General features: G+C 71.6%; 26 protein-coding genes and 1 pseudogene. 13 read left to right on the top strand and 14 right to left on the bottom strand.

Annotated features, from left to right (window positions below):
• The first annotated feature begins 75 nt into the window (after window positions 1-75).
• From ACEN9V_RS12270 to ACEN9V_RS12280, 3 genes are all read left to right on the top strand, one after another.
• The gene (locus tag ACEN9V_RS12270; protein ID WP_413600543.1) at window positions 76-957 is read left to right on the top strand and encodes an NAD-dependent epimerase/dehydratase family protein; all 882 of its coding nucleotides are present in this window, start codon (window positions 76-78) and stop codon (window positions 955-957) included.
• Between the two features lie 5 nt (window positions 958-962).
• Window positions 963-1,373 carry an NAD(+)--rifampin ADP-ribosyltransferase gene (arr, locus tag ACEN9V_RS12275; RefSeq protein ID WP_281266208.1) on the top strand — a complete coding sequence of 137 codons (411 nt, stop codon included), beginning with the start codon at window positions 963-965 and terminating at the stop codon, window positions 1,371-1,373.
• A 146-nt stretch (window positions 1,374-1,519) separates the two neighbouring features.
• Window positions 1,520-2,269: a glycoside hydrolase family 16 protein gene (locus ACEN9V_RS12280; protein ID WP_413600544.1), complete on the top strand. Its 750-nt coding sequence runs from the start codon at window positions 1,520-1,522 to the stop codon at window positions 2,267-2,269.
• Here ACEN9V_RS12280 and ACEN9V_RS12285 read toward each other — a convergent pair.
• Window positions 2,257-2,895 (bottom strand): hypothetical protein, encoded by a 639-nt coding sequence (locus tag ACEN9V_RS12285; protein ID WP_413600545.1) that lies wholly within the window; start codon window positions 2,893-2,895, stop codon window positions 2,257-2,259. The genes ACEN9V_RS12280 and ACEN9V_RS12285 overlap by 13 nt on opposite strands.
• On the bottom strand, window positions 2,892-3,728 hold the full coding sequence (locus tag ACEN9V_RS12290) for an alpha/beta fold hydrolase (RefSeq protein ID WP_413600546.1): 837 nt from the start codon (window positions 3,726-3,728) through the stop codon (window positions 2,892-2,894). The genes ACEN9V_RS12285 and ACEN9V_RS12290 overlap by 4 nt, the downstream gene beginning before the upstream one ends.
• A gap of 94 nt (window positions 3,729-3,822) precedes the next feature.
• Between ACEN9V_RS12290 and ACEN9V_RS12295 the strand changes: the two genes are divergently transcribed.
• From ACEN9V_RS12295 to ACEN9V_RS12305, 3 genes are read left to right on the top strand one after another with little or no spacing between them, the layout of a single operon-like run.
• Window positions 3,823-4,578: a glycosyltransferase family 2 protein gene (locus ACEN9V_RS12295; RefSeq protein ID WP_413600547.1), complete on the top strand. Its 756-nt coding sequence runs from the start codon at window positions 3,823-3,825 to the stop codon at window positions 4,576-4,578.
• Window positions 4,579-4,592: 14 nt separating this feature from the next.
• A complete protein-coding gene (locus tag ACEN9V_RS12300; RefSeq protein ID WP_413600548.1) occupies window positions 4,593-5,417 on the top strand; it encodes an endonuclease/exonuclease/phosphatase family protein in 825 nt (274 codons plus the stop codon).
• A complete protein-coding gene (locus ACEN9V_RS12305; protein WP_413600549.1) occupies window positions 5,414-6,019 on the top strand; it encodes a hypothetical protein in 606 nt (201 codons plus the stop codon). The genes ACEN9V_RS12300 and ACEN9V_RS12305 overlap by 4 nt, the downstream gene beginning before the upstream one ends.
• 12 nt (window positions 6,020-6,031) lie before the next feature.
• Here ACEN9V_RS12305 and ACEN9V_RS12310 read toward each other — a convergent pair whose 3' ends face one another.
• Together ACEN9V_RS12310 and ACEN9V_RS12315 are read right to left on the bottom strand one after the other, a co-directional pair.
• Window positions 6,032-6,199, bottom strand: coding sequence for a hypothetical protein (locus tag ACEN9V_RS12310; protein WP_402727422.1), 168 nt, complete (start codon window positions 6,197-6,199; stop codon window positions 6,032-6,034).
• Window positions 6,199-6,591 (bottom strand): MerR family transcriptional regulator, encoded by a 393-nt coding sequence (locus tag ACEN9V_RS12315; protein ID WP_413600550.1) that lies wholly within the window; start codon window positions 6,589-6,591, stop codon window positions 6,199-6,201. Before ACEN9V_RS12315 ends, ACEN9V_RS12310 begins: the two co-directional genes overlap by 1 nt.
• Before the next feature lie 90 nt (window positions 6,592-6,681).
• Between ACEN9V_RS12315 and ACEN9V_RS12320 the strand changes: the two genes are divergently transcribed.
• Both ACEN9V_RS12320 and ACEN9V_RS12325 read left to right on the top strand, forming a co-directional pair.
• Entirely contained in the window at window positions 6,682-7,386 is a 705-nt protein-coding gene (locus tag ACEN9V_RS12320; RefSeq protein WP_413600551.1) for an SDR family oxidoreductase, read from the top strand.
• A gap of 98 nt (window positions 7,387-7,484) precedes the next feature.
• Complete coding sequence (locus ACEN9V_RS12325) at window positions 7,485-7,970, top strand: DUF4126 family protein (RefSeq protein WP_413600552.1); 486 nt, start codon at window positions 7,485-7,487, stop codon at window positions 7,968-7,970.
• 18 nt (window positions 7,971-7,988) lie between these two features.
• Here the strand turns inward: ACEN9V_RS12325 and ACEN9V_RS12330 are convergent, their stop codons facing one another.
• Together ACEN9V_RS12330 and ACEN9V_RS12335 are read right to left on the bottom strand one after the other, a co-directional pair.
• Window positions 7,989-8,873, bottom strand: a complete 885-nt coding sequence (locus tag ACEN9V_RS12330) for an aldo/keto reductase (RefSeq protein ID WP_413600553.1) — start codon at window positions 8,871-8,873, stop codon at window positions 7,989-7,991.
• Window positions 8,874-8,956: 83 nt separating this feature from the next.
• Window positions 8,957-9,937 carry an aldo/keto reductase gene (locus tag ACEN9V_RS12335; protein ID WP_413600554.1) on the bottom strand — a complete coding sequence of 327 codons (981 nt, stop codon included), beginning with the start codon at window positions 9,935-9,937 and terminating at the stop codon, window positions 8,957-8,959.
• A gap of 77 nt (window positions 9,938-10,014) precedes the next feature.
• Here ACEN9V_RS12335 and ACEN9V_RS12340 point away from each other — a divergent pair, with 77 nt between their 5' ends.
• Window positions 10,015-10,224: a hypothetical protein gene (locus ACEN9V_RS12340; protein WP_413600555.1), complete on the top strand. Its 210-nt coding sequence runs from the start codon at window positions 10,015-10,017 to the stop codon at window positions 10,222-10,224.
• Between the two features lie 11 nt (window positions 10,225-10,235).
• Here ACEN9V_RS12340 and ACEN9V_RS12345 read toward each other — a convergent pair whose 3' ends face one another.
• Window positions 10,236-10,826, bottom strand: coding sequence for a TetR/AcrR family transcriptional regulator (locus ACEN9V_RS12345; protein ID WP_413600556.1), 591 nt, complete (start codon window positions 10,824-10,826; stop codon window positions 10,236-10,238).
• Window positions 10,827-10,949: 123 nt separating this feature from the next.
• On the opposite strand from ACEN9V_RS12345, the gene ACEN9V_RS12350 reads away from it, so the two are divergent.
• Window positions 10,950-11,681: an SDR family oxidoreductase gene (locus ACEN9V_RS12350; protein ID WP_413600557.1), complete on the top strand. Its 732-nt coding sequence runs from the start codon at window positions 10,950-10,952 to the stop codon at window positions 11,679-11,681.
• A gap of 25 nt (window positions 11,682-11,706) precedes the next feature.
• Here ACEN9V_RS12350 and ACEN9V_RS12355 read toward each other — a convergent pair whose 3' ends face one another.
• Together ACEN9V_RS12355 and ACEN9V_RS12360 are read right to left on the bottom strand one after the other, a co-directional pair.
• Window positions 11,707-12,588 carry an aldo/keto reductase gene (locus tag ACEN9V_RS12355; RefSeq protein WP_413600558.1) on the bottom strand — a complete coding sequence of 294 codons (882 nt, stop codon included), beginning with the start codon at window positions 12,586-12,588 and terminating at the stop codon, window positions 11,707-11,709.
• A 33-nt stretch (window positions 12,589-12,621) separates the two neighbouring features.
• The gene (locus ACEN9V_RS12360; RefSeq protein WP_413600559.1) at window positions 12,622-13,218 is read right to left on the bottom strand and encodes a YdeI/OmpD-associated family protein; all 597 of its coding nucleotides are present in this window, start codon (window positions 13,216-13,218) and stop codon (window positions 12,622-12,624) included.
• 122 nt (window positions 13,219-13,340) lie between these two features.
• Here ACEN9V_RS12360 and ACEN9V_RS12365 point away from each other — a divergent pair, with 122 nt between their 5' ends.
• Entirely contained in the window at window positions 13,341-13,724 is a 384-nt protein-coding gene (locus ACEN9V_RS12365) for a hypothetical protein (protein WP_281266189.1), read from the top strand.
• Between the two features lie 139 nt (window positions 13,725-13,863).
• Here the strand turns inward: ACEN9V_RS12365 and ACEN9V_RS12370 are convergent, their stop codons facing one another.
• On the bottom strand, window positions 13,864-15,408 hold the full coding sequence (locus tag ACEN9V_RS12370; protein ID WP_413600560.1) for an FAD-binding oxidoreductase: 1,545 nt from the start codon (window positions 15,406-15,408) through the stop codon (window positions 13,864-13,866).
• Between the two features lie 44 nt (window positions 15,409-15,452).
• A complete protein-coding gene (locus tag ACEN9V_RS12375) occupies window positions 15,453-15,980 on the bottom strand; it encodes an acyl-CoA thioesterase (protein ID WP_413600561.1) in 528 nt (175 codons plus the stop codon).
• Between the two features lie 129 nt (window positions 15,981-16,109).
• Between ACEN9V_RS12375 and ACEN9V_RS12380 the strand changes: the two genes are divergently transcribed.
• On the top strand, window positions 16,110-17,096 hold the full coding sequence (locus ACEN9V_RS12380) for an aldo/keto reductase (protein WP_413600562.1): 987 nt from the start codon (window positions 16,110-16,112) through the stop codon (window positions 17,094-17,096).
• Window positions 17,097-17,275: 179 nt separating this feature from the next.
• A complete protein-coding gene (locus ACEN9V_RS12385) occupies window positions 17,276-18,664 on the top strand; it encodes a nucleobase:cation symporter-2 family protein (RefSeq protein ID WP_413600563.1) in 1,389 nt (462 codons plus the stop codon).
• Window positions 18,665-18,686: 22 nt separating this feature from the next.
• Here the strand turns inward: ACEN9V_RS12385 and pucL are convergent, their stop codons facing one another.
• From pucL to uraD, 3 genes and pseudogenes are all read right to left on the bottom strand, one after another.
• Window positions 18,687-19,592, bottom strand: a complete 906-nt coding sequence (gene pucL / locus ACEN9V_RS12390) for a factor-independent urate hydroxylase (protein ID WP_413600564.1) — start codon at window positions 19,590-19,592, stop codon at window positions 18,687-18,689.
• Window positions 19,593-19,595: 3 nt separating this feature from the next.
• Window positions 19,596-19,934 carry a hydroxyisourate hydrolase gene (uraH, locus tag ACEN9V_RS12395; RefSeq protein ID WP_413603058.1) on the bottom strand — a complete coding sequence of 113 codons (339 nt, stop codon included), beginning with the start codon at window positions 19,932-19,934 and terminating at the stop codon, window positions 19,596-19,598.
• Window positions 19,932-20,393 (bottom strand): annotated as a pseudogene (gene uraD / locus ACEN9V_RS12400) (2-oxo-4-hydroxy-4-carboxy-5-ureidoimidazoline decarboxylase); the annotation flags it as partial. The gene uraH and the pseudogene uraD, both read right to left, overlap by 3 nt.
• Window positions 20,394-20,491: the final 98 nt, after the last annotated feature.

Raw genomic sequence — 20,491 nt, forward strand, 5'->3', positions numbered from 1 at the left:
TACGTGACGGGACAATCGTCCCATCCCGGGTGTACAGTGATGAGACAACGGTCCCATCACTGTCAGGAGCAACCCATGCACGTCTTCATCACCGGCGGAACCGGCACGATCGGCACGGCCGTCGTCGCCGAACTCATCGCGGCCGGGCACACCGTCGCCGCCCTCGCCCGTTCCGACCGATCGGCCGCAGCGCTCACCGCGGCCGGTGCGGAGCCCGTCCGTGGCGGGCTGTCCGACCTCGACGTCCTCCGAGCGGGTGCCCGTGACGCGGACGGTGTCGTGAGCCTGGCCTTCTCGAACGACTTCAGCTCGCCCGAGGCGCTCGCCGCGGGCATCGCCGAGGAGTCTGCAGCGATGGCCGCCCTCGGTGAGGAGCTCGTCGGGTCCGACCGGCCGTTCGTCGTCGTGTCTGGCACGCCCTGGGTCCCCGGCCGGCCCTCCGTCGAGTCCGACCCGCTCCCGCTCGAGGGTCCGGTCGCCGGCCGTGCCCGATCGGTGCTCGCCGCGCTCGACCTGGCCTCGCGCGGCGTGCGGGTCTCCGCGATCCGTCTCCCCAGGACCGTGCACGCGGACGGAACGGGCGGGTTCGCCGGCATCCTCACCGAGACCGCTCGCCAGAGCGGGGTCGCCGGGTACCCGGGCGACGGCGAGCAGCGGTGGCCGGCCGTGCATGCGCGTGACGCAGCGGTGCTGTTCCGGATCGCGCTGGAGCGTGCCCCGGCCGGCACCGCGTGGCACGCCGTCGCGGACGAGGCCGATCGGGTCCGCGACATCGCCGACGTCATCGGACGGCGGCTCGGGCTGCCGGTGGAGCGGGTCGCGGACGATGCGTTCGGGCCGTTCGCCCCGATCTTCGCGATGGACCAGCCGTCGTCGAGCGAGTACACCCGGCGGACCCTCGGGTGGGAGCCGACGCACGAGAGCCTGCTCGAGGACCTCGAGAACGTCGTACGCTGACCGTCGTGACCGGAGCGCTGGACGACGGGCCGTTCTTCCACGGGACGAAGGCCGACCTGCAGGTCGGGGACCTGCTGACGGCGGGGTTCCGCTCGAACTACCGTCCCGAGATCGTGATGAACCACGTCTACTTCACCGCGCTCCCCGACGGCGCCGGCCTGGCAGCCGAACTCGCCGCCGGTGATGCCGCGCCGCGTGTGTACGAGGTGGAGCCGACGGGCGACTACGAGAACGACCCCAACGTCACGGACAAGAAGTTCCCCGGCAACCCGACCCGGTCGTACCGGAGCACGTCGCCGGTCCGGATCGTGCGTGAGGTGCACGACTGGACCCGCCTGACGCCGGAGGCCCTCCGAGGGTGGCGCGAGCGGCTCGCCGCGCTCCGGTCGGAGCCCCGCGGCGAGATCATCAACTGACCCCCATACGGGGGTGATCCGTCGATGTCAAGTCCTCAGGATCGGCGCCAGGAGCGGTTACCCTCGCTGCGGCCCGCCGAGATCCGGCGGTCCCGGCGCCGACAGGGGTGACGGCGTCGCGAGTCATGAACAGGGAGTGACAGCTCATGCAGCAACGCACGAAGAGAGCGGCACTCGCCGCAACGGTCCTCAGCGCAGCACTCATCGCGGTGCCGCTCGGATCAGGGTCGGTCGCCGTCGCCGGGGTCACCGCACCCCGTGGTGACATCGGTGACTTCAAGCAGTCGTTCGTCGAGGACTTCAGCACCGACGCCTCCGCGAACGGGGGGTTCGCGAAGACGTACGACGGCTCCTGGCAGCCGTACCCGGACGAGGGGATCTACTCGACCGGCTCGCAGATCAGCGCGCACGACGGGCTGATGGACGTGAAGCTCGACGGGTCGAACGGTGCCGCCGGCACGTTCGGCACCCCGGACGGCGCATGGTCGCACGTCGGTGGCAAGTTCACCGTGAAGGCGAAGGCCAGCGGTGGCGACGGGAACGGCGCGGCCTTCATGCTGTGGCCGACGTCGAACACCTGGGCGGACGGGGAGATCGACTACCCCGAGGGCAACTTCGACGCATCGCCGACCGGGTACCACCACTCGATGACGCCCGGCCAGGAAGCGAACCGGGCCACCATCGGTACGGGCGTCGACTGGCGGAAATGGCACACGTACTCCGTGGAGTGGATCCCGGGCAAGTCGGTCACGTACCTGCTCGACGGCAAGGTGCTCCAGAAGATCACGGACGACGTGCCGACGAAGCCGCACCGCTACATGTTCCAGGTCGGCAACTGGGGTGCACCAGGGCACCTCTTCGTCGACTGGGTCAGCACGTACGACTACGTCGGCTGAACCCGCTCGACCCGCTGATCGACGCGGCCGGCGCGGAACACCGCGTCGGCCGCTCGTTCGCGGTGCACCGTCCACACGAGCATGCCCGTCATGAGCGCCGCGAGCACGACGAAGCCCCAGGTCCACGGCCCGAAGACGCCGTCCGAGTCCACCGCGTTCCCCGCCTCCAGGAGGACGAACGCCGGGAGCGTGAACGTCTGCCACTGGGCGAGACGCACCGTCTGCTTCGCCGTGCCGAGCACGACGACCTCCAAGCCGTCGGGCACGGCCACGCGTCCCACCGCCGCTGAGCCCACGCGGCGAGCCGTGCGGCGACCGAGCGGCTTCGCGACCGATGACGACCACGCTGGGAACCAGCCCCGACGGACGCTGACGATCCAACCGGCGACGAACACGACGATGCACCCCGCGAAGCAGACGAGTTGGAAGATCCATGCGAGGTCGCCGCCGACGATGCGGAGCACCACCGCCAGGAGCGTCACGGCGACGGACACGGCGATGCCGCAGTGCTGCACCCACCGTGGCAGCGGACGGAACGGATCGGCGACGGACTCCTCCGCCAGGTGCTCCGCGAGTGCGAGGGCTCGCGGGTCGACGGGAGCGAGCGGGAGACGCGCAGCGCTCACGCGGCGACCACCTCGCGCACCAGGTCGGCCACGAGCCCGGGCTGCTCGAGCCCCGGCAGGTGCGCCACCCCCGGCAGCACCCGGCCCGGCTCCTGCCCGATGCGCCGCGCGGTCTCCTCGTAGAACGGCAGGTCGGCGGGGATGTCGAGGTCGCCCCACGTCGACAGCACCGGCAGCCGAATCTCGCCGAGCCGCGTCCACGCCTCAACCCCGGTCGACCCCGCCGAGTCCGGTGCGGCGACCTCGAGGATCCGCCGGTTCATGTCCTCGAACAGCATCCGAGCAGCACCACCGACGCGTCCAGCAGGCGCCGCCGGCCCGTCGAGCCACAGGTGCGCGAGCGCGGCGACGCGGTCGTCGACCGAGGCGTCCGACGACTCCGCGACCTCGAGCAGCGGTGCGGTCGCGGGGTCGAGCACCCAGTCGAACGGGGTGTCCTCGTCGGTCATCCCGGAGACGCCGGCACCGATGAGCAGGACCCCGGCGATCCGGGACGGGACCGTCAGCGCGGCGTCGAGTGCGAGCGCGCCGCCCATCGAGTTCCCGACGAGGAACACCTGCTCGAGCTCCAGGGCGTCGAGCACGGTCACGAGGTCGTCGAGGTGCGAGAACCCGGTCGGATCCGCGGCGGCCGGCGTCTCCCCGTACCCGCGACGGTCGTACGCGACGAGGTCGAGGTCGGTGTCCTCGAGCGCATCGAACACCGTCCACCAGGACCGGCGGTCGGCGACACCGGCATGGAGGAACACGACCGACTCGTCGCCCCCGATGCGGCGCGACACCGCGATCGCAGTGCCGTCTGCGGTCGTGACGGTGAGCTGCTCTGCTGCCATGGCCCCGAACCTAGCCATGATCGCGCCGCCGGGTACACGGCGGACGTGACCGGAGCCTCCCGTCCGCTCAGCACCATCTTGGTTGGCTGGGTCGATGCGTTCCGTCTCCGTCGTCGTCCCGGTGCTCGACGACGCCGACCAGCTGGCGCACTGCCTGGCATCGCTCGCGGCACAGACGGTCCTGCCGACCGAGGTGATCGTCGTCGACAACGGCAGCAGCGACCGCAGCGGGGCGGTGGCTGCAGCGGCGGGCGCGACCGTGCTGCACGAACCGGTCCGCGGCATCGGTGCGGCGGCGAGCCGCGGGTACGACGCCGCGACCTCGACCCTGATCGCACGGGTGGACTCGGACTCGGTGCTCCCGCCGGACTGGGTCGAGCGCGCCGCCCGCCGGTTCGACGACCCCTTCGTCACCGCGGTCACCGGACCGGGGCGGTTCCGCGGGCTGGGGCCGGTCGCCGCGGTGTTCTGGGACGTCGCCTACATGCGCGCGTACTTCCTGCTCATGACCGGGGCGCTGGCGCGTCCGCCGCTGTTCGGCTCGAACATGGTGATGCGGCGGACCGCGTGGCTGGCGATCCGTCACCGGGTGCACCGCTTCGACCCACAGGTGCACGACGACGTGGACCTGTCGATCCAGTTCGACCCCGCATGGCGGACGGTCTTCGACCCGTCGCTGGTCGCGTCGGTGTCGGGCACGCCCGTCCGTGACCCGGTGGGGCTGGTGGTCCGCACCCGCAAGGCGGGCAGGACGATGTGGACGTCTGGGATGCGCGCGTTCGCTCCCGGCCGGATCATGCGCCGCGTGCTCGCCGGGACGCGGGCCGTCCCCGTGGTGCGCCGACCGTGACCGCGGATGCTCCGGTGGTCGGGCCCGTCGCGCCGCCCGGCCTGCACTGCATGACGTTCAACGTGCGCCGTCCGGTCCCGCACCTGCGGTCCGGGCACCCGGACGCGTGGGTCCGGCGGGCACCGGCCGTCGCCACGCTGGTCCGGTCCGAGACACCGCACCTCCTGGCCGTCCAGGAGGCAGTGCCCACCCAGGTGCAGCACCTCGGCGCCGCCTTCGGGGCGCGCTGGCACCCCGTGGTCACCGGGCGCGGACCGGGCGGTGGTGGCGAGGGCGTCGGCTTCTTCGTGGACACCGAGCGGTTGCGCGTGGTGTCGGAGCGGACGATCGCGCTCGGACCGGACCCGTCGCGGGTCGGTGCCAGGGCGTGGGGTGCGCCGTTCCCGCGCATCGCGGTCGTGTGCGAGTTCGACGACCTGGCCACGGGTGTGCGGTTCGCCGGCGTCGCGACGCACGTCGACCCGTTCTCACGGCCGGCGCAGACCCGGTCCGCGGAGCTGATCGGGCGGGTCGTCCGCGAGACGGGGCTGCCGGCCGTGGTGCTGGCGGACTGGAACGCCGGCGAGGGCTCGGCGTCGGCTGCGGTGCTCGCGGCTGCCGGGCTCGACGACACGTGGGTGCTGGCCGACCCCGCCGGACGCCAGGTGCCCGTCGGCACGTACGCCACGTACCGCACGCCTCGACCTGGTCGCGCCCGGATCGACCGCGTCCTGGTCAGGGGAACCCCGTCGGTCGGTGTAGCCGTGGACCGTGTGGCGATCTCGGCTCGGCGACCGGCCGGGATCTGGCCGTCCGACCACCTGCCCGTGCACGCCGTCCTGCGATGGGAGCCCCGATGAGCCGTCCGCTCGTGCAGTCCGCCGGGTCCACGTTCCTCCGCCGCCCCCGTGGGTGGGAGTTCGTCGCGGACGGCCTCCGCGTGCTCGCGCTCGTCAGCGTCCCCGTGGCGGCGATCGGCTGGGGTGCGATCTCCTTCGCCGTGATGGGGCTGTCCCTGCTCGGGGTCGTGCTGCCGCGGATCCTCGGGCTCCGGCCGGGGTTCGACATCGCGCTCTGCGTGCTGTCGGTGGTCGCCGGGTGGAGCAGTGTCCTCGACTGGTACACGACGGTGTTCGGGTGGGACAAGATCGTGCACCTGCTGCTCATCGGTGCGTTGAGCGCCCTGGTGGCGATCGTCGCCGCGGACCTCGGGGTGCTGCCGGACGCCAGATCGATGCACCTCGCCACCGCCGTCGTCGTCTGCGGGACGATCGGTCTCGCGATCGGCGGGCTGTGGGAGATGTTCGAGTGGGCGGGGCACACGTACCTCGACGCGACGATCTACGTCGGCTACGACGACACGATCGGCGACCTCGCCGCTGACACCCTCGGCGCGGTGGCCTCTGGCTTCGTGCTGCGCTGGTGTGCCGGTGACCGGCGGGTGGTCGACTCCCGTCGGTGACGTCGAGCGCGATCAGGGGCGGTACTCGTCCCGACGGCCGTGTGCCCGCGTCGTGGTGGGTGGGACGCGCGGCCCGGTCGCGCCGCCCGACCCGAGGGAGTCCATGACACCGGCCAGCACCTGCAGCACCGCGACGACGGTGGATCCGAGCCACCGGAGGACGCGCCACGCGACGCGCATCAGGCGGCGCTCCGTGCGTTGTCGGTGCGGAGCGCAGGGCAGTGCTCGGGGGTCGGGTGCTCGCTGATGTGGATGACCTCGTCGAGGCGGTCGCGCGCGGCCTCGAGCTCCGCGATCTGCGCCGTGATCCGGTCCCGCTCGTGGACTAGCAGCGCGGCGCTCTCGACGGTGGCGACTCCGGCGTCGACGCACGGCATGAGCTGCGCGATGGTCCGGCTGGCGAGCCCGGCGGCGTAGAGCTGCTGGACGAGCCGGACGCGGTCGACCGCCTCGGCGTCGTACGTCCGCTGGCCGGATGCCGTCCTGGTCGCCGCGAGCAGCCCCTGCTCTTCGTAGTACCGGAGCGACCGGACGCTGACGCCGGCCCTCGCTGCGAGGTCCCCGATGCGCATGTGTCCTCCGCGACTTGCACCTGACATGGATGTGAGGTCTTAGCGTACCTCCGTCGGTCCGGGAGGTGCCCGGTCGACGGAAGGAACACCATGGACATCGCCGGATCGGTCGCACTCGTCACCGGGTCGAACCGCGGCATCGGTCGCCGCTTCGTCACGCAGCTCCTGGAGCGTGGTGCGGCCAAGGTCTACGCGACCGCGCGCCGCCCCGAGCTCGTGGACATCGAGGGCGTCGAGGTGCTCCCACTCGACATCACTGACCAGGCGTCCGTCACCGCCGCGGCCGAGCGCGCCGGGGACGTCACGCTGCTGATCAACAACGCCGGGATCGCGACGCAGTCCTCGCTGCTGACCGACGACCTCGAGACCGTGCGGCGCGAGATGGACACGCACTTCTGGGGGAACCTGTCGATGGTCCGGGCGTTCGCGCCCGTCATCGAGCGGAACGGCGGCGGCACGATCGTCAACGTGCTGTCGGCCCTGTCGTGGTTCGCGTATCCAGGCAGCGGAGGGTACGCGGCCGCCAAGGCAGCGGAGTGGAACATGACGAACGCCGTGCGGCTCGAACTCGTGCCGCGTGGCGTCACGGTGCAGGGGCTCCACCTCGGCGCCGCCGACACCGACATCATGGCCGGGTACGAGGGCCAGATGATCGACCCGATGGAGGTCGCGATCGCCTCCCTGGACGGGGTCCAGCGGGACGCGGCCGAGGTCGTCGTCGACGAGTGGAGCGCGCTGGTGAAGGCGTCGCTGGCGGCCGATCCGGCCGCGTTCTACGCGCAGTTCGGGATCTGACCACCGGACGGGAGGCTCGTGGCGGGCCCGCCACGAGCCTCCCGTCAGTCGTCAGCCCGCGCGCGTAGCGTCGGACGGACACGAGAAGGCGAGAGACGATGGCGAAGAACACCAAGCACACCGGCACGCGAGCACTGCTGCTCGGCATCCTGAGCGGCGGTCGGAGCGCGACGCCCCTGGCCCTGCTGGCGCTGAACCGGGACCGCAAGGAGCTCACCGGTGCGTGGCAGGACTGGCCGATGTTCCGCACGCAGCTCGGTCGCGGGCTGCTCGTCGCCGGTGCCGTCGGGGAGCTCGTCGGGGACAAGCTGCCGAAGACCCCGAGTCGCATCGCGGCAGCCGGGCTCATCGGGCGTGCCGGGTCGGGCGCCCTCGTCGGTGCGGCGATCGCCACGACCGGCAAGCGCGACCGCCGCGTCGAGGGTGCGGTCCTCGGCGCGGTCGGTGCGCTCATCGGCAGCTTCGCCGGCTACTTCCTGCGCAAGGCGATCGGGACCACGACGGGCCTCCGGGACCCGCTCGTCGCCCTCGGCGAGGACGCCGCGGTGATCGCGGGCTCGTCCAAGGTGATCACCACGCGCTGATCGTCAGTCCGCTGATCGTCAGTCCTCAGGGATGACACGCTCGAAGCGCGACGTGTCCGTGCCGTCGGGGTCCGGGCCGTTGCGCTTCCCCGTGTCGAGGGCGTCGAGGGAGGCGAGCTCATCGTCGGACAGCGCGAAGTCGAAGACGTCGAAGTTCTCCGCGATCCGTCCGGGGTTCGTCGACTTCGGGATCGCGTTCCGCCCCTGCTGCAGGTGCCAGCGGAGCATGACCTGCGCAGCGGTCTTGGCGTGCGCCTCGCCGATCGCACGGATCGTCGGGTCGTCGAGCACGCTGACCCGCTCGTCGCCGAAGCCCGGGTAGAACGTGATGCCGCCGATCGGGGACCACGCCTGGTCGAGGATCCCGTGCTCGGCGTCGGCCCGCTGCACGTCCGGTTGCGTGAAGTACGGGTGCAGCTCGACCTGGTTGAGCGCGGGGATGACGTCGGTCTGGTCGAGGAGCGAGCGGAGGTGGTGCGGCATGAAGTTGCTCACGCCGATCGCCCGGACCCGGCCGTCGGCGTACAGCTGCTCGAGCGCCCGGTACGCGGCGACGGTCTTGTCGAAGCGGTCCGGTGCGGGCTGGTGCAGGATCAGCACGTCGACCGTGTCGAAGCCGAGCTTGCGCGTCGCCTTGTCGAACGCGTGCAGCGTCTCGTCGTACCCGTAGTCGGACACCCAGATCTTGGTCTCGACCACGATGTCGTCGCGGTCGACGCCCGAGGCGCGGATGCCCTCGCCGACCTGTCGTTCGTTGCCGTACGCGGCGGCGGTGTCGATGTGGCGGTAGCCGACCTCGAGCGCGGTCCGCACCGCGTCGACCGTGTCCTCCGGGGAGCTCTGGAAGACGCCGAAGCCGATCGGGGGGAGCTGGACGCCGTTGTTGAGGGTGATGTTGTCCATGCGGGCAACGGTAGGCCGGCGCTCGACGGGGCGACGGGTCCTGTCGGTACCTGCCCCCGCGGTGCTCGGATCGCCCGCTGCGGTCACCAGCGTTCGTGCACCGTCGCGCGGAACCACCGGTCGTAGAGCTCGTGCACGGTCGTGTCGAGTCCCGGGACCGGGTCGACCGTGCCGGCGGCGGCGTTGGAGCGGGCCTGCTCGGCGTTCCGCGCGCCGGGGATCGCGGCCGTGACGCCGTCCTGCGCGACGATCCAGGCCAGCGCCGCCTGCGGGACGGAGACACCGTCGGGCAGTGCGGCGGCGAACTCCTGCGCCGCCCGGACCCCGTCCTCGAACGGCACGCCGCTGAAGGTCTCGCCCTGGTCGAACGCCTCGCCGTGGCGGTTGTAGGTGCGGTGGTCCTCCGGGGCGAACTCGGTGTCGGTGGTGTACTTGCCGGAGAGCAACCCCGATGCCAACGGGACGCGCGCGAGCACGGCGACCCCTGCCTCCCGTGCGGCCGGCAGGGCCGCGTCCAGCGGCTTCAAGCGGAACGCGTTGAGGATGATCTGGACGCTCGCGACCCCGGGCCGCTCGATCGCGGTGAGCGCCTGGTCGGCGGTCTCGACGCTGACGCCGTACGCGGCGATCGACTGATCGGCGACGAGCGCGTCGAGCGCGTCGTAGACGGCGTCGTCGTCGAACACGGGGGTCGGCGGGCAGTGCAGCTGGACCAGGTCCAGCGTGTCCTGCTGCAGGTTCGTGCGTGAGCGGTCGACCCATTCGCGGAAGTTCGCCGCGCTGTAGTTCGACGGGACCTGGTCCGCACGGCGGCCCATCTTCGTCGTGACCGTGACGCCGGAGTCGGCGTTGGCGCGGAGCCATCGCCCGATGAGCTCCTCGCTGCGACCGTCGCCGTAGACGTCGGCGGTGTCGAAGAGGGTCACGCCGGACTCGAACGAGGCGTCCATCACCGCGAAGGCGTCGGCGTCCTCCACCGGACCCCAGTCGCCGCCGAACTGCCAGGTGCCGAGGCCGATCACGGAGGTCTCACGGCCGGTGCTGGCCAGGGTGCGTCGCTGCATGGTCACGACGGTAGTCCCGCTGGGCCGTGTACTGGTGGAGCCTCCTTCACCGCGCGTTCCGCTCCTACCGTGGAGACATGCACGACGACACCAGCACGATCGAGACGACGACCCCCGCGGCCGGACGGCCCTCGTTGCGCGAGCGCGTCGCGATGTGGTGGACGGTGAACGCCGAGATCACGGAGCTCACGCGGGACCGCGAGCGCGAAGCCCGGGTGCGCGACGAGATGGCGGTGCGCCTGGCTCCGGGGCCGTGGGCGCTCGCCGACCTGTTCCGGCGCCGCTGAGCGCGCAGCCTTCAGCGCTGCGCCGGTCGCGCTGCGCCGCTGAACAGGCCGGCGGTGCCGAGCCGGACCCGAGCCCTGGCTCGGTCCTGGTCGTCGCCGAACCGGTCCACTCCCCACGAGAGCGTCGTCAGCAACTCGAAGACGTCCTCGGCGCTCGCCGCGTCGGTCGCTGATCCGTCCGACCGGGCCCGCTCGAGGAACTCCCCCGTCCGCTCGGTCAGGCCGGCGCAGACGCTGCTGACGGGCGAGTCGTCGTCACCGATCGCGCCCGCGATGCAGGTCGGCAGGTTCTGCCAGATCCGGAGCTGCCAGGTCACGCGGAACATCCACTCGGCGAGGGCGTCGTCGGCGGGCAGCTCCTCGAGGTCGCGGGAGTCGCGGAGTGCTGCGTGGAAGCTCTCCGCCATCACGGCCGCGAGGAGGTCTTCGCGCGTCGGGAAGTTGCGGTAGAGCGTCGCGTTCCCGACACCGGCCGCGGTCGCGATGCCGTCGATCGGCGCGAGGATGCCGTCCTGCTCGAACACCTGTCGAGCCGCGGAGATGATCGCGTCACGGTTGCGTCGTGCGTCGGCGCGCATGGGCTTCGTGGTCGTCTGGTCCACGGCGTCTCCGATCTGGTCCGTCTCGGTTGACAGAAGTGGGGCTCGGTTGACAGAAGTGGGGGGACTCCCCACATACTGATCCGGGGACAATCCCCGTTTCATCCTCAACCTACAGGAGTGACCATGACTGAGCGACTCGACGACCGGATCGTTCTCGTGACCGGAGCGAACGGCGGGCTCGGCGAGGAGTTCGTGCGCCAGGCCCTCGAACGCGGCGCCGCCAAGGTGTACGCGACCGCCCGCTCCCCGCGGCAGTGGGACGACGACCGGATCGTGCCGCTGACTCTCGACCTGACCGACGCGGGGTCCATCGCAGCGGCGGCGACGGCCGCTCCCGACGTCGACCTCCTCGTGAACAACGCCGCCATCGCCCCCGCCTCCGACGGCTCGATCGCGAGCGCGGACGACGACGTGCTCCGGTCCGTCTTCGAGACGAACGTGTTCGGGACGATCAAGGTCTCCGGCGCGTTCGCCCCCGTGCTCGCCCGGAACGGCGGCGGCGCCGTGCTGAACGTGCTGTCCCTCGCCGCGTGGACGCCGATCCCGACGGTGTACGCCGCGTCCAAGGCGGCCGCCTGGTCCGCGACGAACGGGCTGCGGACCGAGTTGGCGGCGCAGGGCACGACCGTGACCGGGGTCCTCGTCGGCATGATCGACACCGCGATGGGGGCACGGTTCGACGTGCCGAAGGTGAGCCCGGCGAGCGTCGTCGCGCAGGCGTACGACGGCGCGGTCGTGGGCGCGTTCGAGGTCCTCGCCGACGACGACACCCGGATGGTCAAGGGACTGCTGAGCCGCCCCGCCGAGGACCTCGGCGAGGCGACCGCACAGGCGATGGCGGCCATCGCGGGCTGAGCGGCCCGCGCGTCCCGTTCGCGCGTCAGTTGCCGAGCGCGGAGAGCTCCTCGAACTCGTCGTCGGTCAGCTCGATCGTCGCGCCCGCGAGGTTGTCCTCGAGGTGCGCGACGCTCGAGGTGCCGGGGATCGGCAGCACGACCGGTGATCGCTTGAGCAGCCAGGCGAGGGCGATCTGCGCCGGGGTGGCGTCCTTGCGCTTCGCGAGGTCGGTCAGTGGGGAGTCGTCACCGGTCAGGCCGCCGGTGGCGAGCGGGAACCACGGGATGAAGCCGATGCCCTGCTCGGTGGACCAGTCGAGGAGCTCCTCGGCGTCGCGCTTCTGCAGGTTGTAGAGGTTCTGCACCGAGACGATCGTGGCGATCTCCTGCGCGGCCTTCACCTCGTCCACCTGGACCTCGGACAGGCCGATGTGCCGGATCTTGCCCTCGTCCTGGAGCTTCTTGAGCTCACCGATCTGGTCTTCGAGCGGGACCTTCGGGTCGATGCGGTGCAGCTGGAACAGGTCGATGCGCTCGAGCCCCAGGCGGCGCAGGCTCATCTCGGCCTCCTGCCGCAGGTACTCCGGTCGGCCGACGGGCGGCCACTCGTTCGGACCCGTGCGGGTGAGGCCGGCCTTCGTCGCGATCACGATGTCGTCGCCGTAGGGGTGGAGCGCTTCGTGGAGCAGCTCCTCGGCGACGTAGGGGCCGTAGCTGTCGGCGGTGTCGAAGAAGTTCACGCCGAGCTCGACGGCGCGCCGCAGGACGCGCACGGCCTCGTCGTGGTCCTTCGGCGGTCCCCAGACCCCGGGGCCGGTGAGCTGCATGGTGCCGTACCCGAGGCGGTTCACCTCGAGGTCGCCGCCGATGCGGAACGTACCGGAGGCGTCGGCGGGACGGGTGGTGGTGTCAGGACCTGTCGTCATGTGTCCGGTCTACCCCGTCTCGCTGCCTCGTCCTCAGCGGCCCTGTCCCCCTGCCCGGCGCGGGTACGGCGTCTCGCCGCGCTCGAGCATCTCGACGAGCTTCGTCAACCGGTTCGTCCGCGCGGTCGCGCTCGGGGCGGTCGTGATCCGGTGCAGCACCGCGTACCGGTTCGTCGCGTCGAGTTCCGCGAACAGCGCGGCTGCGGCCGGGGCGGCGGCGAGCGCTGCCAGCAGGTCGTCGGGCACCGTGATCGAGGCGGCTCCGGCGTACGCGCGGTCCCAGCGCCCGTCCTCCTTCGCTCGGTCGATCTCCGCCTGACCCCGGTCTCGTATCCGCCCGTCGGCGATGAGCGTCGCGACGAGCCCGATGTTGCGCTCGGACCACAGCGAGGCCTTCCGGCGCGGCGTGAACCGCTGCAGGAACGTCGCGGCGTCGAGGCTGCGCTTCTGACCGTCGATCCACCCGGAGCAGAGCGCTTCGTCGAGCGCCTGGGCGTAGGTCACGGACGTCGGCTCCGTCGTGCCCTTCTTCGCGAGCACGAGCCAGACCCCGTCCGAGGAGTCCTCGTTCGCGTCGAGCCACGCGCGCCAGGCTGCGGCGTCCACGACGACGAACGGCTCGATCTCCATGCGGCACATCGTAGGACGCGTCGATCGGATGGTCCGGACGTGAGTGATGCGCGCGACTACCTTCTGATCCGAGCGACCGCCCGGTCGCCACGGCCGAAGTCGGCCACGAAAGGGAACACATCATGAGCAGCTCTTCTGCCTCGGGTCGGCCGACCACGGTCACCATCTCGTTCGTCCTCTGGCTGGTGACGGTCCTGATCGGGATCATCGGCGGCATCGTGGGCTTCGCTTCCTCCGGTTCGCAGGTGCAGGGGGCTGCCGGCGGCACCGCCCTCGTGATCGGTGCGGTCATCGCGATCGTCATCGCCCTGGTCGAGCTCTTCATCGTGTTCCGCATGCGCGACGGCCGGAACTGGGCCCGCATCGTGCTGCTGGTCCTGGCGATCCTGCAGGTCCTCGGAGTCGTGAGCGCGTTCAGCATCGTCGGCACGATCGGCCTCATCGCCGTGATCATCGCGACGATCCTGATGTTCCTCCCCGCGTCGAACGCCTACTTCCGCCGCTGAGGCGCGCGGGCGCGCCTGCGGGGCCCGCCCGGCGCGCTTCGCGTCCGCACAACCGAAAGCAGCTCGCACCACGCAAGTCGGTGGTTCGAGCTGCTTCCGGTTGTGCTGACGCGGACGGCACCGCGCCGCCGCCCCCGCGTCACACCCAGTGCGGCTGGGCGAAGCGGCCGTCGGGGTCCGCCTGCTCGGCGATCCGGTGCAGGCGCGAGGTGTTCACGTCGAAGTACGCCGCCGGGTCCGTGATCGCCGCGTCGCAGTAGTTCGCGTACGCCCCGTCGCCCCATGCCGGCGTCATCGCCTTCCGGAACCCGCGCACGTACTGGTCGAACGGCGCCGGGTCGGCACCGTTCCGGAACACCGCGGTGTACTGCACCGTGCAGAGCGCCGACCGCCACGGGAACGCACTGTCCGTCCGCCCGACATCGGCCACGACCCCGCCGAGGGCATCGAGCGCGACCCCGCCCTCGAGCACGCCGGACACCTGCCCCGCACCCGACGCCTGCTGCACGAGCACGTCGATCTGTGCGTCCGTCAACGCGGCGGTCCCGATCGACGAGGTCGCCGCCTGCGACACCCGCTGCGGCTTCCCGCCGAGTTGCGCCATGGCCTGTCCGTACGTCAGTTCGGTCGCCGTGTGTGTGGTCGGCGTCACTCCGGTCGCCGTGATGAAACCGTCGACGCTGGTGTCCGCGCCCGACTTCTCGCCGGTCCAGGTGCCGGTGACCGTCACGGTGGGCGCGCTGTGCCGGGATCCGGCGAGCAGCTTCAGCGTCGACCAGAGCGCCGGGTCCGCCTTCGGCGCCCAGTCCTGCCAGGCGCGTACGACGTCCCGGGCGGCCGACCAGGGGAACACGATGCTGAAGAGCAGGACGGGAGGCGCGGCCTGCGTCCGGAACGTCATCGACGTCACGACGCCGACGGTTCCACCGCCCCCACCGCGGCAGGCCCAGAACAGGTCCGGTTCGCGCGTGGCCGAGACCTCGTGCACGGCTCCGTCGGCGGTGACGACCGTGGCTCCGGTGAGCTGGTCGCACGTCAGCCCGAAGGACCGCACGAGGACGCCGACACCGCCGCCGAGCGTCAGCCCCCCGATGCCCACCGTCGGGCAGGATCCCGCGCCGATCGCCCGGCCGGCCTTCGCCAGCGCCGCGTACACGTCGCCGAGCTGTGCGCCGGGGCCGATCGTCACGGAGTCGCCCGAGACGTCGATCCCGTCCAGCGCCTGCGTGCTGATCACCAGCGACCGCGGGACGTCGGTCCCGGGTGCACCGCCGGCCGACCACCCCGTGTACGAGTGGCCGCCGGCCCGGAGCGCCACCGGGGTGTGCGTGTTCCTCGCGAACGCGAGCCCGGCGACCACGTCGTCGCTGTTCGCGACGCGGAGGATGCCCTGCGGGTCGGCGTCGTCGTACCGGGGGTTCTCGAGCACGCGTGCGCCGTCCCACCCCGTCGAGCCGGAGCGCAGCAGCGTGCCGGAGACCGCGGCGGCCAGCGCGTCCCACGAGTCCGGGCCCGTTGGTGACGACGGTGTCGGGGTGGGACTCGGTGTCCGCGTGCGGGTCGGCGACGGCGACGGCCCGGTGCAGGCGGCCAGGACCCCTGCGAGCCCGAGCCCGACTCCCCCGGCGATGAGCCCCCTGCGTGTGGTCGTGCTGCGTGTGGTCGTGCTGCGTCCCTCGGTCACCCACCCTTTCTACGCGCTCCCCGCCTGCGCTCCCCTTGCCTCGATCACGCCGCGGCGCTGCTGATCCGGACGGCACCGGCCCACTCGTGCACCCACTCGGGCAGCGCGAGGTCGGACGGCGCCCCGCCCACGGCGTCGAGGAGCTCCGACGGGGACACCGTCCCGCCCGTCTTCCGGAGGAACCGCCCCTGCACGACGGCACGCGCGATGACCTTCCCCCGCCGGACGAACGTCTGCTCGAGGTACACCGACCGCTCGTCCACCCCGAGCACCCGCGTCACCAGCTCGAACCGCTGCCCGAGCGTCAGCGACCGCTTGTACGTGATCGTCTGCGCCGCGACGACCGGGTACCACCCGCGGTCGGTCAACGAACCCCAGAACCCCGACCGGATCATCAGGTCGAGCCGCCCGAGGTCGAGCATCGACAGGTACTTGCCGTTGTTGACGTGCCGCAGCGGATCGAGGTCGGTGAGGGTCACCCGGAACGGGGTCCGCGCCTCGTCCCAGAGCGACAGTCGCGGACCGGTGCGGGTCCGCAGGCGCAGGAGCAGCAGTCGGAAGTACAGGTTCACGCATCCGATCAGAGCAGACGCGCGCCGACCGGACCCGGACGTTGGAGGAACCGGACGAACCAGGGCCTGCCCGTGACCGGTACGACCGGTGCCTCCCTCCAACCGAGCCGCGCGGAGTAGACCGGGAGCATGCAGACACGGAAGCTCGGAGAACTCGAGGTCGGCGCGATCGGCCTCGGCACCATGGGGATGAGCGCCTTCTACTCGGGCGCCGGCACGGACGACGACGAGTCGATCCGCACCATCCACCGCGCACTCGACCTGGGCGTCACGCTCATCGACACCGCCGAGATGTACGGCCCGTACATCAACGAGGAGCTCGTCGCCCGCGCGATCGCGGACCGCCGCGACGACGTCGTCCTCGCCACGAAGTTCGGCATCATCACGCACACCCCCGGCGAGATCACGCCGAGCACCGAACGCGCGATCAGCTCGGACCCCGAGTCGGTGCGCATCGCGCTGGAGGGATCGCTCCAGCGCCTCGGCACCGACCACATCGACCTCTGGTACCAGCACCGCGTCGACCCGAACGTGCCGATCGAGGACGTCGTCGGCCAGCTCGCCGGCTTCGTGCAGGAGGGCAAGATCCGCCACATCGGCCTGTCGGAGGCCGGCGCCGAGACGATCAGGAAGGCGCACGCCGTCCACCCGATCACGGCGCTGCAGAGCGAGTACTCCCTGTGGACGCGCGACCCGGAGGACGGCGTGCTCGACACCCTCCGGGAGCTCGGCATCGGCCTGGTGCCGTACTCCCCGCTCGGCCGCGGGTTCCTGACGGGCGCGATCACGAAGCCGTCCGACCTCGACGCCGACGACTTCCGCCGCGTCAACCCGCGCTTCCAAGAGGAGGCGTTCGCGTCGAACATGCGCATCGTCGACGAGGTGCAGGCCGTCGCCACCGAGGCCGGCGCGACTCCCGCGCAGGTCGCCCTCGCGTGGCTCCTGGCCCAGGGCGACGACATCGTCCCGATCCCCGGCACGAAGCGGGTCTCGCGGCTCGAGGAGAACGTCGGCGCAGCCGACCTCACCCTCACCGCCGACCAGGTGGCGCGCCTGTCGGCGCTGCCAGCCCCGACCGGCGACCGCTACCCCGACATGTCGGGCATCGGCCGGTAACCCGGCCGTCTCCCGGACGGGAGGCTCGGTGCCCGCTGGCACCGAGCCTCCCGTCCGTTCCGGGGTGCGTTTCGGGCGGTGGGGCGCGTGATCCACGCGACCCACCGCCGTCATCTCGGCGAAACAGGGGCTGCATAGCGTCCGGAGGACAGGGAATCCACCGACCGCGAGGGGCAGTCATGACGACCACGAAGACCAGGGGCGAGGACGGCGTCGACGCCGTTCCGCCGCTCGCACGACTGCTGCCGCTCGGGCTGCAGCACGTCCTCGCGATGTACGCCGGAGCGATCGCCGTCCCGCTCATCGTCGGCGGCGCGCTCGGGTTCTCGAGCGCCGATCTCGCGTTCCTGATCAGCGCCGACCTGTTCGTCGCCGGGCTCGCCACGATCGTGCAGTCCGTCGGCTTCTGGCGGTTCGGCGTCCGGCTGCCGCTCGTGCAGGGCGTGACGTTCGCCGCGGTCGGACCGATGATCGCGATCGGGTCGCAGCACGGGATCACCGCCGTCTACGGGGCGACGATCGCGTGCGGCGTGTTCATGGTGGTGGTCGCGCCCTGGTTCGCCCAGTTGGTCCGGTTGTTCCCGCCGATCGTCACCGGGACCGTCATCCTCATCATCGGGCTGTCGCTCATGAGCGTCGCTGCCGGGTGGGTCACCGACGGCGGGAAGGACGGCGCAGCGAAGCCGCTCGACGTCGCGTTCGCCGCAGGGGTGCTGCTGGCGATCGTCCTCGTGGAGCGGTTCGCGCCCCGGGGACTCGCACGGGTCTCGGTGCTCTTCGGGCTGTTGGTCGGCACCGTGGCAGCACTGTTCGTGCCGGGCATGGTGGACGGATCGGGCATCGGGTCCGCGTCGTGGTTCGCGCTCGTCACGCCGTTCCACTTCGGGGTGCCGACGTTCGACCCGGCGTCCATCGTGTCGATGCTCGTCGTCGGACTCGTGATCATGACCGAGACCACCGGGGACATGATCGCCGTCGGTGAGGTCACCGGGCGTCCCGTGTCGAAGCGCACCCTGGCCGACGGACTCCGGGCGGACGGCCTCGGCACGGTCGTCGGCGGGGTGTTCAACACGTTCCCGTACACCGCGTTCGCGCAGAACGTCGGCCTCGTGGCGCTGACCGGGGTGCGCTCGCGCTACGTCGCCACGGCTGCCGGTGGGATCCTCGTCGTGCTCGGGCTGGTGCCGAAGGTCGCCGCGGTGGTCGAGGCGATCCCGCACGCGGTCCTCGGTGGTGCCGGGGTGGCGCTGTTCGGGATGGTCGCGGCGAGCGGCATCAGGACGCTCTCGAAGGTGCGGTTCGACAACCGGAACGTGCTCGTGGTGGCGCTGCCCCTCGGCATCGGGCTGCTGCCGACGATCGCGCCCTCGATCTACGGCGAGTTCCCGACGTGGTTCACGCTGGTCTTCGACTCGGGCATCTCGGCCGGGGCCGTCGCGGCGATCCTGCTGAACCTGCTGCTCGGGTCGCGCTCGGTGGCCGATCGGTACGGCGAGGACCCGGCGGTCGGCTCCTACGACGGGGTCCGTTCCACGGCGCCGATCGTGCTCCAGCCCGTGCGCGAGTAGGCCGCGCTCCGCGAGGCGCCCGTCAGATGAACGCGGGGAGGTGCTCCCACGCCGCGGGGGCGTCCTCGACACCGTCGCGCACGACCGTCCCCTCGATGAGCCCGTAGGGACGATCGGCAGCGATGAACACCTCGTTCTCGTTCGTCATGTCGAACGGCGACAGGTCCACGACGAAGTGGTGCTTGTTCGGCATCGCGAAGCGCACCTCGGCGAGTTCCGGTCGGAGCTCGATCGCCGCGCGGCCCATCTCGAACAGGGTCTGCTGCAGCGCGAGGGAGTGCACGGTCGCGAACTGCTCGAGCATCACCGCCACGACGGACGCGTACACCTCGTCGTAGTCGATCCCGGCCGACACCGCTTCCGGCAGGTAGCGCCAGCGCGCGGTGACCTCGGTCGCCATGATCCGGTCCGTGACCTCGGGCAGCGTCGTGAACCGCGTCCGCGGGAACCCGTGGAACTCCGAGCCGGTCGACTTCAGGACGACGAGGTCCTGCACCCCGCCGGTGACGTGCTGCTGCCCGTCCGACACCTGCACGGTCGCGAGCCTGGTGCCCGAACCGGTCCGCCGGAACGAGTGGTCGTGCGGCTGCCCGTCGACGGTGATGCGCTCCCACGGGTGCACCTCCGCCTGCCAGAGCCCGCCGGTCACCCAGTCGAACTCGGTGGTGAAGTGCGAGGCGAGCAGCGCGAGGAAGTCCTCCGGTGCCCCCACGCCGTACTCCTTGGCGAAGGCGAACACCGTGTTCTTCTGCGTGTCCGTCGCGACGATCGACGAGTTGTCACCGCTCGTGAAGGACTCGTCGAAGGCGCCCGTGAGCTGCGACGTCACCGTCAGGTCGGCGAGCTCGTGCCGGTCACCGTGACGGGTGACCCGCACCAGACGGTTCTCGGCCTTGCCGTACTTGTTCGGTCCCAGGTGGACGGTCATGGGTCAACTCCCTCGGTAGGTGCTGTAGGCGAAGGGGCTCAGCAGCAGTGGTACGTGCAGGTGGTCGGTGCCCGCGACGGTGAACGCCACGGTCACGGACGGGTGGAACGTCGGGACGCCCGCGTCGGCGAACCAGGCGCCGGTCGCGAAGCGGAGTTCGTGGTCACCGCGAGCGAGCACGTCCGGTCCGAGGGCGGCACGGCCGTCGGCGTCCGTCGTCCCGGTCGCGACGACCTCCCCGGCGGGTCCGCGGAGCGTCAGCGCGACGCCGACGGCAGGCGTGCCGGTCGTCGCGTCGAGGACGTGCGTGGTCAGGTGCGCGACGCCGAACGTCGCGCGGATGCGGTGCACGGCGATGTCGGCCAGCGCCCTGGCGGCTTCGTCCGTCTCGCGGGACGGCTCGTTCGACAGCCGTCGGGTCAGCTCCGCGAGCAGCTCCGACGGCGTCCGTCCGGCAGCGCGCAACAGGAACACGCGGCCGAACCGTTCCTCGTAGGCCGCGTTGCCGGATGCGATCCGCGCGGCGACGTCGTCGTCGGCGGTGCGCATCGAGGACTGCTCCCGCGCCGAGGACGCGTCGGTCGCCCGCTCCCCGATGCGCGGGTGGTGCGCGAGTGCCGCGTCGAGCTCGGGCCCGCCCCAGTCCGCAGCGTCGGCGCGCGCACGATCGATCAGTGCGGCGACGGAGCCGAACGGCCGGGCTGCGACGAGGGCGTCCACCCAGTCGGGCACATCGGCCCACCCGCGGACGGTCGTGGCTGCGTCGAGGGCGGTCGCGTCGTTGAAATCGCCGAGGTCCATGCGGCAACGCTATGGAACGCGTGTTTCACGGGCGTTTCCGTCCGGTGTCCCCTTGGTCGGCCGGCCACGGCCCTGAAACGGGGCCGACGACGGACGGG

The sequence above is a fragment of the Curtobacterium sp. Curtsp57 genome, from assembly GCF_047324335.1.
GTDB lineage: Bacteria > Actinomycetota > Actinomycetes > Actinomycetales > Microbacteriaceae > Curtobacterium.